Annotated in this window: 12 protein-coding genes; 9 read left to right on the top strand and 3 right to left on the bottom strand. The window is 46.6% G+C overall.

Going from position 1 to position 16,078, the window contains the following annotated elements; translation table 11 throughout:
• Positions 1-204 precede the first annotated feature (204 nt).
• From IPP66_01325 to IPP66_01315, 3 genes are all read left to right on the top strand, one after another.
• Positions 205-1,368 carry an FIST C-terminal domain-containing protein gene (locus IPP66_01325; protein ID MBK9923908.1) on the top strand — a complete coding sequence of 388 codons (1,164 nt, stop codon included), beginning with the start codon at positions 205-207 and terminating at the stop codon, positions 1,366-1,368.
• Between the two features lie 22 nt (positions 1,369-1,390).
• Entirely contained in the window at positions 1,391-3,808 is a 2,418-nt protein-coding gene (locus IPP66_01320) for an EAL domain-containing protein (GenBank protein ID MBK9923907.1), read from the top strand.
• A 97-nt stretch (positions 3,809-3,905) separates the two neighbouring features.
• Entirely contained in the window at positions 3,906-4,385 is a 480-nt protein-coding gene (locus IPP66_01315; protein MBK9923906.1) for a hypothetical protein, read from the top strand.
• A gap of 739 nt (positions 4,386-5,124) precedes the next feature.
• Here the strand turns inward: IPP66_01315 and IPP66_01310 are convergent.
• The 3 genes from IPP66_01310 to IPP66_01300 are packed head-to-tail and all read right to left on the bottom strand — an operon-like array spanning position 5,125 to position 10,805.
• Positions 5,125-8,100, bottom strand: coding sequence for an HsdR family type I site-specific deoxyribonuclease (locus IPP66_01310; protein MBK9923905.1), 2,976 nt, complete (start codon positions 8,098-8,100; stop codon positions 5,125-5,127).
• 18 nt (positions 8,101-8,118) lie between these two features.
• Entirely contained in the window at positions 8,119-9,333 is a 1,215-nt protein-coding gene (locus IPP66_01305) for a restriction endonuclease subunit S (GenBank protein MBK9923904.1), read from the bottom strand.
• Positions 9,330-10,805, bottom strand: a complete 1,476-nt coding sequence (locus IPP66_01300; GenBank protein MBK9923903.1) for an SAM-dependent DNA methyltransferase — start codon at positions 10,803-10,805, stop codon at positions 9,330-9,332. Before IPP66_01300 ends, IPP66_01305 begins: the two co-directional genes overlap by 4 nt.
• A 239-nt stretch (positions 10,806-11,044) precedes the next feature.
• Here IPP66_01300 and IPP66_01295 point away from each other — a divergent pair, with 239 nt between their 5' ends.
• The 6 genes from IPP66_01295 to IPP66_01270 all read left to right on the top strand — a co-directional run bounded on the left by IPP66_01295 (position 11,045) and on the right by IPP66_01270 (position 16,049).
• On the top strand, positions 11,045-12,424 hold the full coding sequence (locus IPP66_01295; GenBank protein MBK9923902.1) for an 8-oxoguanine deaminase: 1,380 nt from the start codon (positions 11,045-11,047) through the stop codon (positions 12,422-12,424).
• An 80-nt stretch (positions 12,425-12,504) separates the two neighbouring features.
• Positions 12,505-12,927 (top strand): cupin domain-containing protein, encoded by a 423-nt coding sequence (locus IPP66_01290; protein ID MBK9923901.1) that lies wholly within the window; start codon positions 12,505-12,507, stop codon positions 12,925-12,927.
• A gap of 9 nt (positions 12,928-12,936) precedes the next feature.
• Positions 12,937-13,239: a hypothetical protein gene (locus tag IPP66_01285; protein ID MBK9923900.1), complete on the top strand. Its 303-nt coding sequence runs from the start codon at positions 12,937-12,939 to the stop codon at positions 13,237-13,239.
• A gap of 9 nt (positions 13,240-13,248) precedes the next feature.
• Positions 13,249-13,815 (top strand): ATP-binding protein, encoded by a 567-nt coding sequence (locus IPP66_01280; protein ID MBK9923899.1) that lies wholly within the window; start codon positions 13,249-13,251, stop codon positions 13,813-13,815.
• 28 nt (positions 13,816-13,843) lie between these two features.
• The gene (locus IPP66_01275) at positions 13,844-14,557 is read left to right on the top strand and encodes a GntR family transcriptional regulator (GenBank protein MBK9923898.1); all 714 of its coding nucleotides are present in this window, start codon (positions 13,844-13,846) and stop codon (positions 14,555-14,557) included.
• 292 nt (positions 14,558-14,849) lie between these two features.
• Positions 14,850-16,049, top strand: a complete 1,200-nt coding sequence (locus IPP66_01270) for a YgeY family selenium metabolism-linked hydrolase (protein ID MBK9923897.1) — start codon at positions 14,850-14,852, stop codon at positions 16,047-16,049.
• The last annotated feature ends 29 nt before the right edge of the window (positions 16,050-16,078 follow it).

Here is a 16,078-nt window from a genome sequence, read left to right as displayed (position 1 = left end):
TTTTTTTAGGCGGTATCTGCGTAAACGGGCTATCAATCTCATTACAAGCGTCGCTAAAATTCTCGCTCAGAACGGTTGCTATGTTAACTTTTGGTATACTTTTATTAAATAGTTATGAGTGAGTGTTGATCGAACTGCAATGAAAACGATTCACTTTTTAACTTTAGACTCTTATCTTCAGCAGAATTGACTCTCAGGAGGAATATGAAAATCAAGGCCGGGACAGGCTATAGTACCGCTCGTGACACATCCACCGCGGCAAGAGAGGCCGCTACTACAGCGGTGAGCGCATTAAATGGGGAGGCACTAGCATTGGTACTTGTTTTTACAACCCCAAACTATGATCTGCCTGTCTTACTCTCTACGATTAGAACCATTACGGGAGATGCACTCTTAATTGGGTCAACCAGTTCAGGCGAAATTATTCAAGGCACACATCTGGATATTGGGGCAGGGGTTGGTGTGTTGGCATTAACGGCTGGAGAGTATCGCTTTGGCGTCGGGACATTGAGCGATATCAAGGATGATCTTAACCAAGCTGGGCAAATTGTGACACGCAAAGCAAAAGAAATGGCGGGAGCGAGTCCTTATGCCGCAGTATTGTTATTTGCCGATTCGATGCTTGGTGATCTTCAAGAATTGATGCGTGGGGTGTATCGCATCACAGGCCCGAAGGTGGCGATTGTGGGTGGAGCGGCCGGTGATGACCAAAAATTTATTCGACCATGCGTCTTCCATAACGACCAAGTTTTGGAGAGAGGCGCGATAGCCCTTTGGATCGCCTCTGATCATCCATTACAGGTTGTCACCCGCCATGGATGGAAACCCATGGGGATTCCATTGTTGGTCACTCGCGCACAAGGTACGCAGATCATTGAAATTTCTGGGCGCCCGGCCAGCCAGGTGTACGAAGATCAGCTTGGATTACAGCCCGGCGAGCTGACGCAAGAAGAGTTCTGGGATGTCTCGATCTTTCATCCATTTGGGTTGCTTCAATCGGATTCCACTTCTGTGATCCGTGTGGCTCGCTCAAAGAACGATCAGGGTGTGTTAAATATTCAGGGATGTGTCCCTCCAGTGGGAAGCGCTATTCAAGTCATGTCTGGTGATGCAAGCACGCTTTTGGATGTTGTGGAAGATGTGGTTGACGCTTCCCTGAAAACGATTGAAGAACCAGGGGTATTGTTGGCATTTAGCTGTGCGGCTCGTGCAATGGTATTTCGGGGTCGCAAATCTGAAGAAGCACAACGATTACAGCTCGCGGCAGGAGACGTCCCAATATTTGGCGTTTACTGTTGTGGGGAATTTGCCCGGACGGCAGGTGTGTTATCCACCCATAACGCGACGTTAACTGTGATAGCACTATAGATGATTCATGATAAACAAAAAAATGAACTCATCAGCACGATCCCTGGCTGGGGAACAGAAGACGGTGACGTACCGAGAGACCATGGAGTCTATCCGTGCTGAACGAGATACTGCTATTCAGGCCGCGCAGGTAGCTGTTTTTAACACCACGCGTCTTACTCGCTTGCTTACTATTTTGAGTGAGCCTGCCCCCATACAGAGCTTACTTGATCGTTTATTGGAAACGCTCTCGGAATTGTTTGTAGCCGATATTGTTGTCATTCTCGATCCAGTGGGAAGCGGATCTTTTTCCCCGCTGGCAACGCTGGGGATCCCAGAAGATATGCTTCATTATCGGTTCTCGGAAGAAAAAGATGGTTATGTGATCACAACCATGGAGACGGGAAGACCGATCTTGCTCCCCTTGGCGAAAACCGACCCTAAGATCGAATCCCATCTTCATGAGTTGGATATTGAGACGGCTGTCTGTATTCCCATCGCAGGCAGTAATACTGTGCGCGGGGTATTGTTTTTAGCGCGTTGCCGTTCCCATCCGTTTGACAAAAATGATGTTGAGCTTCTGACGACCATGTCGTATCGTATTGGTCTGGTGATCGAGCAGGCACAACGTAGCATTCAAATTGAGCAAATTGAACAGATCAGCCGAAAGATCAGCCATCACCTGGACCAGCTTGCCATTTGTGTTGACGCGGTTCAAAGCTTTCATCCAATTATAGGAGCCGATGCCAGCGTATTGGCAGTGTTGGATGTGGATAAAGATGACTTTGTCGTGGATCGCGATGGGGTCGATTCTTTAAAGCACTCGGTCTGGAAAGAACTCGCCGGGCATTATTTACAAGGCCAATACTTTGTGGATCATGAACCTCTCTATATTCCACCTCAGATGATCCCTGATGGGAATAAGAATATAAAAACATTGGTTGCAACACCGATTTTTATTAGTGGTCAGCTAAAGGGATTACTTTTTGCCGTACGTTTTTCAACGATCCTATTTGGACCTGATGCTTTAAAAATAGCCAAGCTGTATGCGGGTCAAATTTCTGCGGCTTTGGAGAATGCACGACTCTATCAAGAAGCCCGCCAGGAATTGAAAAAACGCCAGCAAGTAGAGAAGACGTTGGAGAACCTGGCGTTTCAAGACACGTTGACCGGGTTAGCCAATCGAACATTCTTTATCAAAAAATTGCAAAACGTCCTTGCCTACTCAGAGGATAGCCTTGATACTGTCGCTTTGATATTTTTGGATCTGGATAACTTTAAGATCGTGAATGACAGCCTGGGACATGAGATCGGAGATAGCGTCCTTAAAAGCGTCGCTGGCCGAATATTGACTTGTCTGCGAACGGAGGATCTGGCGGCCCGATTGGGGGGAGACGAATTTACCATTTTGATCGAGAACTTAAGATCTCTGGATCAAATTACGTTGATCGCACGCCGTATTTTGAATGTCTTCCGAGCACCGATTTTGATCGAGAGCAGGGAATTGTATTTAAATTGCAGTATAGGGATCGCCATCAGCTTCCCCGGTGAGAATGACCCCGAAGATCTATTACGCAAAGCGGACCTGGCCATGTATGAAGCAAAGGGAAAGGGGAAGGGGTGTTACGCCATTTATGATGCCAACATGAACGACCGGGCGATTGCGCGCCTCGAGCTTGAATCGGAGCTTCGCTTTGCACTGCAACATAATGAACTCCAGGTTTATTATCAGCCGATCTTTTCCCTTTCTGGATATCAGATCGTTGAAATAGAAGCGCTTCTTCGCTGGAATCATCCCAGCCGTGGACTCATCCTTCCCACCGACATCATCCCCTTGGCAGAAGAAACGGGGCTGATTATTGATATCGGGAAGTGGCTTCTACGGGAAGCCAGCCTTCAAATTCATTCCTGGAATCAAAAGTATGGTTACTTATCATCCTTCTCGTTGAGCGTAAATCTTTCAGCACGCCAGCTTCACTCCAGTGAATTGGTGAAAGATGTGCAAGATGCCATAAGTTACAGCCAGATCGCTCCCTCGTCGCTGGTCCTTGAAATTACGGAGAGCAGTCTGATCCAAGATTCAGAAACGACAATGTCCCGCTTGACTGCTTTAAGAGATATCGGCGTGCGCATGGCGCTCGATGACTTTGGTGTTGGGTATGCCAGCTTGAATTATTTAAAAAGATTCCCCGTGGACATATTGAAGATCGACCGATCCTTTGTGCAGGGGATTGTGAGCGATGAAAGGGACAAAGCGATCGTTCGCAATATGATTGATCTGGGAAAAGCGTTCGGTTTGAAAGTTGTTGGGGAAGGGATTGAAACACAAGAACAAGCCATGGAGTTGACCGAAATGGGATGTAACCTGGGGCAGGGGTTTCTCTATTCAGCGCCACTATCGGCCAAGGCTTTTGAAGAACGCTTCCTGACCAAAAATAAAGTTGCGCTGATCATTCCATAAAGTAAAGCGTACAATACATTCACGATCCGTGTACGCATCATCGGAAAGTGCTAAATGGAATTGCACTCTACCGCAAATAAATTTTCGGAGGGTTACTATGAGAAAAAGATACGTATATACACTGCTGTTCGCTTTTTCCGCTTTTTTGATTTCCCTGCCAGTTTCTCTTGAACTTTATAATGTTTTCCTTAACCTTTATGAACTCTTTTGGAGTTCACAATCGTTTTCTGAGATGGATTTTTTGCTCATCCTCGTCATGATCTTTATAGTGACGTGGTTTATATTGACCTTCATTGGGTATTTGGTCGGTAGGCAATTTGAACAAATGCCAGAGTTAAATAATTGGTTGCCCCTTGTGTTGTTGGGGATCACACTGATCTTGTTTGTGTTCTCTTGTAAGTGGGGCATGGATTTTGTGAATGAGGATAAAAACTCCAGGTTGTGCGGCGAATATTGTCAGAGCAGGGGATATTACACCAGCATATCGCCTCCCGCTGGTGACCCTGTGCAGACTTGTTATTGTTCCAACGGCCCCGATACCGAACCTCTGATCGTTCCCATCGAGGATTTGAAATAAGCGACTGTTCCATAGTTGCTCAATCAAAAAGAAGATGACAAACTGTCCTCTTCTTTTTGATATGTGCCCGAATGCGGATGGTTGATTCCTGCAAAGGGAAATCAACTACGACCAAGCTATTGATCCAACCCAAACTGTTTATATTTTTTATACATGTTCTCAAAGTTGTCTGTGTAGAACTCTGTATACCCACACTGACTGCATACATACGCCTGTAATTGACCTGAGGCTCCATCACTCATCCAGAAGGGATCTGCTATAGCAGGCCTTGGCTCTTCTACGAGTACTCGGATTGGGGCCCTACCAATGAGAGGACTTCTGTTGTCAGGAACAGGTAAATTTGTCATGATTTCTGTCGAGCCGCATTTTGGACAGGTTCCGTCTTTCATGAATATCCTCCGTTGTCTTGAGTTGTTTCTGTAAAATTGTTTGGATAGATTCCCCTCTCCTTCAGGGCGTGTACCTACTAGGGTAGATGGGTTAGGGGTGAGGTCAAAATCTTACCCCCTCTCCTATGTCCCATCAAGGGGAAAAGCGAATGCCTTCTGAAACAAAACATTGACTTGGAAACTCACACCCCCTCCCAGCCTTCGCGAAGCATACCTTTAGGTACCCCCAAATACGACAAGAAAAAGTCTGTTTGCGGATTCAAAATTCACATTGTCGGATTTGGGGGAGGTGCCGAAGGCGGAGGGGGTGTGTTCGAACAAAACCTCTCTCCCGTCTCCCCTTGCAGCTTCTAGTAGTATTCTCGAATGTAAGCGTAAGCCCTATTAAACAAATCTTCATCTTTGATTGGATATTTCACCCACAATATCTTTCTTAGTTCTTTCATTACTAATTTTTCACCTGTTGTTGTGTTTTGCCAGCCATCATATCGGACGTACTTTACGATACTGTCAATGTCGTTAACAATTCTCTCCACAACTGCAGGTGTTTGGTCGGTTTTCATTTCAAGGAATAATTCAGTAAGGGCCGCTTTGGCGGTTTTGCGTTCATCAACAGTATCAGTTTGTTTTTCAGCTTGAACTGTATCACGAGCAATTTCACATAATTGCTTGATAAATTCAATACTATTGATAAGACCTTGTTCAGCTTTGGCGCGCAAGGCTTCAAGGCGTTGACTCAAAGCAATAAAAATCGGATCGTTCCCATGCCGCATCAAGCGGCTGATTAGAATCTTCATTACCCGCTGTGCTTCTCTGGGGTCTTTGTTGTTCATCAGTTCGTCAATCACTTTGGCATCCAAAATCATTTCTTCCATTTCGTGACTGATTCCATCTACATGGATGTGTTCGTGAATCAACTTTGTAGTTTGTGCCCCTAAAGCGTGCCATAGTAATCTGCCGTTATCGTCAGAAGTTGGTTTTACGGAAAGATAGACCTGCGAAAGCCATTTATATTCTTTCTGATATTTATTCAAGATTTCGTCAGGCGAGAGGGCTTCCCAAAGTTTGGATAGAGAATTGAAATCTTTGGCGAAGGCATCCCGTTTTTCATCGGTCTTGATACATTCTTGCGCGGCTTGCAGACCTTCAAAGCCTTCAATGGTTCTATCAATGCCAGCAAAATGAGCCAAACAATCTGCCAAGACTTGCGGCAACTTGTCTTTTAGTTCTTTCAGATTGGTAATAACCAGCTTTACAGTTTCTTCATCAAATGCCAAAGCCTGAGCTGTGTCATCGAATACGCCGAAGTAATCTACAATGCGCCCAAAGGTTTTGTTGGGAAATAATCGGTTGGTTCTGCAAATGGCTTGTAGCAGCGTATGGTCTTTGAGCGATTTATCCAAATACATTGTTTGAAGAATTGGCGCATCAAAACCAGTAAGCAATTTGGCAGTTACAACAAGGAACTTCAAGGGAGAGTCGGCATCGTTGAATTCTTCAACAACTTTTTCTTGCTGGTCTTTATCCATACCCCACTTTTGTTTGAACTCTAGTTCATCGTTTGCAGAAGTGCTGATAACCACCTTGCTGGCTGCAAAAGGCAGGAATTTATCCAGTTCTTCTTTGTATTGAACACAAGCAAGGCGATCAGGTGTAACGATCATTGCCTTGAAACCTTCGGGTTGAACATGTTTGTTGAAGTGTTCAACAATATCCTGAACAATTTGCTTGACACGTTCTGGCGATTTTAGAAAAACCGCCATGCTTGCCGCTTTTTTGCTTAACTTGTCCCTATCTTCTTCGTTAAGTTCGTTTGCCATTTCTTTGAAGGCAATATCCAAACTTTCTTTATCAACATGATAGTTTGGCAAGCGCGGCTCAAAGTGCAGGGGCAGAGTAGCGTTATCGCGGATACTTTCTTGAAACGTATAGCGACTCATGTAGCCGTTGGAATCTTCCTGTGCGCCAAAAGCCCAAAAGGTATTTTTGTCAGCCTTGTTGATTGGCGTGCCTGTGAGACCAAATAAAAAGGCATTGGGTAAAGCGGCTCTCATCTTTCGCCCCAAATCGCCTTCTTGGGTTCGGTGCGCTTCATCCACCATCACGATGATGTTATCGCGCTTGTTCATTTCGGGATACGCTTCTTTGAATTTGTGTATCATCGTGATAATGATTTTTCGGCTGTCGCGTTCCAGTAAATCATGCAATTCTTTGATGTTGTCCGTTGTGACCATGTTTGGCACATCGGCGGAATTAAACGTAGCGGTGATTTGAGTATCCAAATCAATTCTATCCACCACGATCAAAACGGTGGGGTTGCCAAGTTCTTCCACCTTGCGGAGTTTTTGAGCGGCAAACAACATGAGCAGGGATTTACCTGACCCTTGAAAATGCCAGATTAATCCTTTTTTGATTTCACCATCCAGCACACGTTGGACAAGCATGTTTGCGCCTTCGTATTGCTGATAACGGCAAACCACTTTGATTTTCTTTTTCTTGTTGTCGGTAGCATAAATGGTAAAGTGTTGCAGAATGTCCAGCAATGTGGACGGTTTGAGTAAATGCGTTAATTGCTTGGCAACATCCTGCAAGCCCGCAAAATGGGTGATTTCATCTCGTTCTTCTTCGATTCGCCAAGGCGACCAGAATTCTAAAGGCGTTCTCACGCCGCCTATGAAAACTTCCTTGCCTTCGGTAGAAAACGAAAAGACATTGGGAACGAATAACTGCGGAACGGCATTTTCATACACAACATTTATATCGTGTGCGCCGTCCAACCAACTGACAGCAGGGCGGACAGGTGTTTTGGCTTCGCCCACAACCAAAGGAATCCCATTAACCAGCATGACAATATCGGGGATTTTTGTTTCTCTTGCATGAATTTTGAATTGATTGGTGAGAATGAAAGAATTGTTGTGAATGTTTTCAAAATCAATCAATCGAACCGGAACATGCTGTTCATTTTTTCCAAACGGTAAATTAACTTCACCCCTGAGCCATTTTGAAAATTCTTCGTTAGCGCGTACCAAACCCACATTCCCTACTGAAAGCAGAATTGCCCTAAGCTTGCGGATGACTTCATCAGCAAATTCAGGCTGTGCCGCAATTTCAGGATTGATTCTGCATAGAGCGTTTATCAATTCTTTTTCAACGAATACATCTGTGATTTCACGTTGGAGAAGTTCGCTTTGAACATATTTCCACTTTACATCACCGTATCCAATGGATTCTTCCTTAACCATGCCGCCGTGTGCGTTGTTCAAGTTCACGCCCGTTAGATTGTGAATGATGAAATACTCGACGCTGTTTAATTCGTTGAACGTCATGGCGGCCCTCTCTTGGGTTTAACCTAAAATCTCATTTAGAAGTTTTTGCTTTAACTTCTTCAAGATTTCTTTTTGCTTGCCAAGTAATTGAAGCGACTGGCTTAACTGATTGAACACATCAACCATCTTTTCCTGTGTCTTAATATCAGGAATAGAGAGTTGAAAACCTGCTAAATCTCTCCATTTTGTTCTTGGTGAAAGTGACCCTGCGGAAGTAGTGACAGCATGTTTCATAAAGGAATCCGATGAAACATAAAAAGGTAAAAGTTCGGTTAGGATTTTTTCTTTTATTGCTCTGAATACCAAAATATCACTTGAACAGACACCATCAAAATCGGTAATGGCAACTTTCTTTAGATAGGCTCGGCGTTTGCCAAAAAGTACATCGCCTTTAGCGAATCGCTTTGTAAAAGTTGTGCCATTTTCGATGTTGCCAAATCCCTGTAAAGAAAAATTCTCTGGCTCGATATTTTCTAACCCGATAAAACGGGTCAAGCCGTTTTCTAATGGAGTTCTATCATGTTCTTCAACGCATTCAACAACATCACTAAATAAAAACGGTTTGCAAACTTTCTTTGAGAGCAAATTGCCAAATATAGGCGGGTCGCTTACTAAACCATTGCTCAATGTCTTTTGCAGTGATCTTAGATTTATTTCTTGTGCTTCAACCTGAATGATGCTTTGCTCGACACTTTGAAAGAATCCCACAAGACGTGCCTGTTCGTCGGGAGGTGGGACGGGAATTTCGTAAGATTCTACGAACTGCTTTAACAATCTTCTTCTACCAGTTGTTCCAACTAAACTGTATTGACCATCATTCAAAAACTTATCGCTTGAAATGACATGGTAAATTAAATCAGGTAATATCTTTCCGTTGCTTCTCAATACATAAAATTCAGTTGAGCCAAAACCGATTCCGTTTTCTAAATTCAATGCGATACCACTCTTGCCGTTTTCAAAGCATGGCGTCATTTTGGCAAGTAGGACATCTTCATTTTTGAAGTAACTATAACCGCCTTTTGTAACCTCACTAATTTTTTTAGTTTCCTTCGGTGTGAACTCTCTGACATGCTCGCCTAGGTCAGCCATCATTCCGAAAGATACATCTAAGTTTATATCAATTCCATTTAATTCTTTTCTTGAAGGGTCAATCAAACACAAGTCGCTTAACTTCATTGTTTCCCAAGAAGTCTTTTTAGCGAAAATGTCCGCTTGTCTTGATGCTGTTATCATTTCTCAATCCCTAAATTTTCAAGTTGTTTAAACAGATTTTCCATTGAAGCGTTAATTGCTTCCTGTGTTTGCTTAATTTCCATCAATGTATCCTTCATGGATTCTTGTTGAGATTCGTTTGCAATTTTTACATATAGCGGAATACTCAGGTTTCCATTTTTTTCGAGAGTCTGTGAATTGGTTACAACCTTTGCGAAGCCGTCTATATCTTTGAATGAATGATAGGCATTGGCTATTTTCTTGATGTGGTCTTTTCCTAGCCATGCACTACTTCTTTCTAAATGCAATTCATTTACTGCATTAATGAAAATAATCTTTCCTTTACGTTCTTTTGGCTTTTTCATGCGGCAGACGAGTAAGCAACTTTCCATACTGCTGTTGTAAAATAAATTTGCTCCCAAGCCAATTACAGCATCCACATAATCGCCTTCAATCATCTTCTTGCGAATGTCGCTTTCGGCATCGCGGAACAACACACCATGAGGCCACAACACTACACTTCTGCCTGCTTTAGGATTCAAGCTGGTCATAATATGTTGCTGAAAAGCGTAGTCCGCAGTTCCTTGCGGCGGTGTACCCCAAATATTTCTGCCAAAAGGGTCATTTTTCCATTTAGTTTGATTCCAACGTTTGACGCTGTATGGCGGGTTTGCCATAACTACATCAAACTTTTTTAGTTCGTCATTTTCAAGGATTTGCGGATTATCCAGTGTATCGCCTTGTACAATCAAGAATTCGTCTACATTATGCATGAACATATTGATACGGGCAATCGCTGAGGTAATAAGATTCAATTCTTGCCCGTACAGTTTGAGTGTGCGATATTCCTTGCCTTTTTCTTTGACATGCAAAGCGCTTCCAAGCAAGATACCACCGCTCCCGCATGTCGGGTCATATATACTCTCGCCAGGCTGAGGATCTGTAATTTGTGTCATCAATTTTACAACAGTGCGATTGGTATAAAACTCAGCGGCAGTATGTCCGCTGTCATCGGCAAACTTCTTGATCAGATATTCGTAACCTTCGCCCATCACATCATGTGGAACTTCGGCAATGGCCAATTTATATTTTGAAAAATGCTCGATCAAGTCCAGCATTTTCTCATCGCTCATGCGGCGTTTGTTCGTCCATTGCGCATCGCCAAAGACATCATGAAGCATTTCAAAGTTGGCTTTTTCAATTCCCCGCAATGCTTTTTGCAATGCCGCACCTACATTAGTGGTTTTCTTTCTTACATCTTCCCAATGACAGCCTTTTGGAATTTGAAAACGATGGTTTTCTTGAAATTCAGCATAGGTCAAGTCTCCGTCGCTTTCCTTCATTGCTTGTTGATATTCTTCATCCCACAAATCGCTAATACGTTTGAAAAATAACAAAGGGAAGATATATTGCTTGAAATCGGCCGCGTCAATTAGTCCGCGCAGGATATTGGCGGCTCCCCAGAGATAGGCTTCGAGTTCTTTGGTGTTCATCGGTGATAGGTTTCCAGTGGTTCCATTGAATTTTGAATAATGTGAAAATTATAACCTTGATAAGTAGAGTTCATATCTTGTAAACCTGTTACCTAATCCATGATCACCGCCTTGAATTATCGATGCGGATCATCGTTGACATCCTCCTCCTTTTTTGCTACACTAGAGTTGTCAGACAAATTTGGTCTAGTCGTCTTGTTGAAATGAAGCGGCTAGAAGACAAGCGACAAGAAGGCCACATGACCACTCTCCTCGTAAAGCACGCCCACCTCATTACCATGGACGACCACCAAACCGAGCTATCGGATGGTGGTCTTTTTATTCGGCGCGGCATCATCGAAAAGGTCGGGCCCACCTCCAAACTCCCCGATACCGCCGATGAAGTGCTCGACCTCACCGGTCACGTCGTCGTGCCGGGCCTCGTCAACACCCATCATCACTTCTACCAGACCCTCACGCGTGCCGTCCCTGCCGCGCAAGATGCCAATCTCTTCAACTGGCTCAAGACCCTCTACCCGATCTGGGCACGCCTCACCCCCGAAGATATTTTTATTTCGACTTCCACCGCATTGACCGAACTCGCCCTTTCGGGTTGTACCACCGCATCAGACCATCTCTACCTCTTTCCGAACGGTTCCAAACTGGACGATGAGATTGCTGCGGCCAACGAAATCGGTTTACGCCTGCATGCCTCGCGCGGCTCCATGTCCCTCGGCGAATCGCAAGGCGGACTCCCGCCCGATAGCGTGGTGGATACCGAAGAGAACATCCTCAAAGACTCACAACGTCTCATCGAACAATATCACGATGCCAAACTCGGTTCCATGGTGCAGATCGTCCTTGCGCCGTGCTCACCGTTCAGCGTCACCTCCGATTTGATGAAGCAATCTGCCAAGCTCGCGCGCGAATACGGCGTGCATCTCCACACACACCTCGCTGAGACCGAAGACGAAGAACAATTCTGCTTACAGAAATTCGGACACCGTCCCGTTGGGTACATGCAAGAAGTGGATTGGATCGGCGACGATGTCTGGTTCGCGCACGCGGTCTGGGTCAACGACGAAGAGATCAAAGTCTTCGCCAAACATAACTGCGGCGTGGCGCATTGTCCCACCTCGAATATGCGGTTGGCCTCTGGCATTGCTCCGATCAAAGAATATCGCAAGGCAGGCGTCAACGTTGGCCTCGGCGTGGATGGCTCCGCCTCCAACGATGGTTCGCACCTCCTGGCCGAAGTCCGCAACGCGATGTTGGTCTCGCGTGTGAAAGAGGGGATGACCGGTTACTCATTATCCAACGACCCCAATAGAAAGTTAATGACGGCACGTGAAGCTCTCCACCTCGGCACACGCGGTGGGGCGGCGGTGCTTGGACGTAACGACATCGGCTCGCTCGAACCCGGCAAATGCGCCGACTTCTTTGCCGTGAACTTAAACCGCATCGAATTTAGCGGCATGCATGACCCCGTCTCTGCCATCGTGTTCGGACAAAGCGTCCGCGTGGATTATACGGTTGTGGGAGGCAAATTCATCGTTAAAGAAGGACGCGCTGTCACAGTCGATGAAAGAAAACTGATCGAGAAACATAATCAAGCCGCGAAGAGGCTGTTATCTGCATGAAGTCTGAAATGGATTATTCACGCTTCGACTTCGCTCTTTTTCAATAGGATTTCCGTCCTGAGCGGAGGGTTGAGCGGTTGATGCGAAACCCGAAGTCGAAGGACGCTCCGCTCAGCGCGGAATACACTTATTTACCACTTGAAAGGAAAGAATACCTGATGTACATCAAAAACTATCGTGAACTGACCGTGGAACAAACTGGCGTGGAAGGCCTGACCGCTCGTTGGGCGATCACTGCGTCACAGGGGGCTGTGAACTTCTCCATGCGCTTGTTGGAGTTGGCCCCCTTGAAATCCACACCCATGCATCATCACGAATCAGAACACGAGATCTTCGTATTGGTCGGCCGCGGCGAGGTGGTGACAGAGGAAGGCTCCCACCCGATCCGTGAAGGTTCGGTGATCTATATCCAACCGAATGAGACCCATTGCTTCAATAACACCGGCGCCGATATTCTGCGCTTTATCGATGCGGTCATGTATCCCTCGAAGAAAAACAAATAACCTGCTGAAATGCTTGAGCTTCTTTTCTCGATCTTTCTCGGTTGGCCCATCATCCTTGTCACGGTGATCCTGGCGGGTGTTGGCCTGTTTAGGCGTGATTATCGTTTGCTGGTTACGGCGGCCGTGCTGTCGCTCCCTTTTTCGTGGCTGTTAAGCGGATTCCCGATCGTGCGTTCGCCTGTCTTTTTACTGCCGCTGTTTCCCTTTGCCTCTGGGTTCGCCATGTATCGTGGGCGTGAAATGATCTCGTGGTTGCTGGCCGTCCCATTTTTCTTGGGGGTTCTGTTGCTGTACTATGTAGCATCGGCTTGACGGATCGCAATGCAAAGCAAGTTGATCATTTTCTCGGGTTTGCCCGGCACGGGCAAGTCCACGTTGGCCGAACGCCTTGCACGTACACTGCGTTTTCCGCTCTTGTGCATTGACGATGTCATCGGCGAAGTGCCGGAGAACGCAGGCATCCCGTTCTGGGACGCGAAAGTATCCATTCTGCTCGACCTGATCGAGGCCCAACTCAAATTGGGCCTCAGTGTCATCGCCGAGTCGGTTTTTATGAACACAGACCGCCATCACGCACAGGAACTGGCTCGCAAATATCAAGCGCAGTTCTTGCCGATCTATGTATATGTGTCTGATGAAGCGGTGTGGCAGGAACGAGTCACGACCCGCTTCCATCAAACGAACGACCGGCATGTGGCCAATTGGGAGCGCATTCAACATCAACGTGAACGCTTCCGCACTTGGGAACCTGACACGGCATTGTTCATTGACTCGGTCCATGCACCGGATCAAAACTTTCAAGTAGTTCTTGATTTTGTCTCAAACGAAAATGTGACCTTGAAGCCCATCTCAGAAATTCCACTGATCGATGGCAGATATCACGGTTAGCATTTCAAATATTTTTTCTGGAGGACGAATGGCCAATTTCCCTTTTCAACGTTTGCAAGCCGACCTGGCTGAATTGATCGCAAAGACCCCTGCGGGTGAACGTCTTACATCGGAGCCTGAACTGGCAAAGAAGATGGGCGTTTCCCGTGCCACGTTGCGCGAGGCCATGCGTACCTTTGAAACGCAAGGTCTCATCCGCCGCCGTCAGGGCTCAGGCACATACGTGGTGGGGAAGGTCCCTGTCATTGATGCCGGGCTCGAAGTGTTGGAAAGCCTCGACACCATGGCGCACCGCATGAACTTGGAAATCTCGATCGGCGGCCTCCAGATCGAGCAAGTGGAAGCAGATGAAGATAGCGCCAAGCATCTCAATGTTCGTGTGAATACGCGCCTCACTCGTGTGCAACGTGTCATCAGTGCCGAAGGACGCCCGGTCGCATATCTTGTGGATGTGCTTCCATATGACGTGCTCAAGACTGGCGATATGCCTGCATCGTTCACCGGCTCTGTCCTCGACTTTATGCTGGCTCGCGGCGATAAGTTGGTCTCCTCCCGGGCCGCCATCAGCGCAACCAACGCCACAGCCGAAGTTGCCAAAGCCCTCGAGATCCAACGCGGCGATGTCTTGCTTCAATTCTCCTCCCAGATCTATGCCCAGGGCGGCGCTGTAGTGGATTACACCTTCAGCTACTTCATCCCCGGCTACTTCAACTTCCATGTAGTGAGGAAGATCGGGAATTAGCTTTTTTGCCATAGGTATTTGCCACAGAGAGTTTGAGTTTTGGTTGAGTGACGGCTGTGGTGATTGCTTTAGGTATGTTCGATTTATGGCATGAGGAATAAATGACCATTGAAAGCCTCAGCCTTGCTAACCACGGAGCCACAGAGTCACGGAGATTCTAAATAGTTTTCTCAGTGTTTCCGTGTCTTCGTGGTTCAATAAAATTTTCATTTTCTAAAACTCAGTGTTCCCTGTAGCTAAGAAGAAAACTCAAAACGCTCAGTGAACTCAGTGGTAACTTCAAGGAGTCATTATGACAAACAAACTAACTGAAATACAAAAACGAGTAAATGCTTCACGTGAAGAGATCATTCAATTCATGCTCGAGATCTGCGAGATCCCCAGTATGGATTCAAAGATCGGCCCCGTTGGGGAGCGCATTCAGGCTGAGATGAAAAAGCTCGGCTTCGACGAAGTCCGCTTTGACAAGATGGGTAACACGGTTGGTCGTATCGGCAATGGTCCACGTACCATCGTCTACGATTCACACATTGACACCGTCGGTGTGGGTGACCCCGCCTCATGGGGTTGGGATCCGTTCAAAGGCAAGATCGAAGACGGCGTTCTCTATGCGCGCGGCGCCTGTGATGAAAAAGGCTCCACGCCCGGCATGATCTACGGCCTCGCCATGGCGCGTGACCTCGGTCTGCTCGATGGCTGGACGGCCTACTACTTTGGCAACATGGAAGAATGGTGTGATGGCATCGCTCCCAACACCTTCGTCGAAGTAGACCCCGGCATCAAGCCTGATTTCGTCGTCATCGGTGAACCCACCAAGATGCTCACGTATCGTGGTCACAAAGGCCGCCTTGAGATGAAGATCACCTCGAAGGGTAAGTCTGCGCATGCCGCGTCGAATCACCTCGGTGATAACGCCATCTACAAACTGCTTCCCGTCATTGCGGGCATCCGCGATCTCGAACCACAACTCGGCGACCATCCGTTCCTCGGTCATGGCAAGATCACGGTCAGCGATATGCACGTCAAGACCCCGTCCATCAACGCCGTGCCCGATGAAGCGGTCATCTTCATTGATCGCAGAATGACCTTTGGTGAAACGAAGGAACAGGTTCGAGCGCAGGTCGAAGCGTTGATTCCCACAGAGTACAAAGACAGCGTCAAACTCGAAGAACTCTTTTACGACGAACCGTCCTATACAGGATTTGTTTTCCCCGTTGATAAATATTTCCCTGCTTGGGCATTGGATGAAGATCACGCTCTCGTCCGTGCGGGACAGTTGGCTCGTGAACAAATTGGTTTGCCCTCCGCCCCCAGCGGCAAGTGGAACTTCTCCACGAACGGTATTTACTGGGCGGGCAAAGCAGGCATTCCTTCTATCGGCTTTGGCCCCGGCGATGAAGAGACCGCGCACACCGTGAACGATTCGGTTTCGCTCGAAGATATGGTGAAAGCGACAGAGTTCTACGCGATCTTGCCGTCGTTGATAGCGTAGGGGCGAGGTCATTTCGCCCTTGTAACCTT

Origin of the sequence: Candidatus Defluviilinea proxima, assembly GCA_016721115.1 — a bacterium.
GTDB lineage: Bacteria > Chloroflexota > Anaerolineae > Anaerolineales > Villigracilaceae > Defluviilinea > Defluviilinea proxima.
Note: the sequence above shows the minus strand (reverse complement) of the source record. Positions and strands in the feature narration are given on the sequence as shown.

Excerpts from the sequence above, each read along its gene's own strand:
- IPP66_01290 (MBK9923901.1), top strand. The coding sequence starts at position 12,505 with ATGCGAAACCCGAAGTCGAAGGACGCTCCGCTCAGCGCGGAATACACT.
- IPP66_01320 (MBK9923907.1), top strand. The coding sequence starts at position 1,391 with ATGAACTCATCAGCACGATCCCTGGCTGGGGAACAGAAGACGGTGACG.
- IPP66_01300 (MBK9923903.1), bottom strand. The coding sequence starts at position 10,805 with ATGAACACCAAAGAACTCGAAGCCTATCTCTGGGGAGCCGCCAATATC.
- IPP66_01280 (MBK9923899.1), top strand. The coding sequence starts at position 13,249 with ATGCAAAGCAAGTTGATCATTTTCTCGGGTTTGCCCGGCACGGGCAAG.
- IPP66_01275 (MBK9923898.1), top strand. The coding sequence starts at position 13,844 with ATGGCCAATTTCCCTTTTCAACGTTTGCAAGCCGACCTGGCTGAATTG.
- IPP66_01325 (MBK9923908.1), top strand. The coding sequence starts at position 205 with ATGAAAATCAAGGCCGGGACAGGCTATAGTACCGCTCGTGACACATCC.
- IPP66_01270 (MBK9923897.1), top strand. The coding sequence starts at position 14,850 with ATGACAAACAAACTAACTGAAATACAAAAACGAGTAAATGCTTCACGT.
- IPP66_01310 (MBK9923905.1), bottom strand. The coding sequence starts at position 8,100 with ATGACGTTCAACGAATTAAACAGCGTCGAGTATTTCATCATTCACAAT.
- IPP66_01295 (MBK9923902.1), top strand. The coding sequence starts at position 11,045 with ATGACCACTCTCCTCGTAAAGCACGCCCACCTCATTACCATGGACGAC.
- IPP66_01285 (MBK9923900.1), top strand. The coding sequence starts at position 12,937 with ATGCTTGAGCTTCTTTTCTCGATCTTTCTCGGTTGGCCCATCATCCTT.
- IPP66_01305 (MBK9923904.1), bottom strand. The coding sequence starts at position 9,333 with ATGATAACAGCATCAAGACAAGCGGACATTTTCGCTAAAAAGACTTCT.
- IPP66_01315 (MBK9923906.1), top strand. The coding sequence starts at position 3,906 with ATGAGAAAAAGATACGTATATACACTGCTGTTCGCTTTTTCCGCTTTT.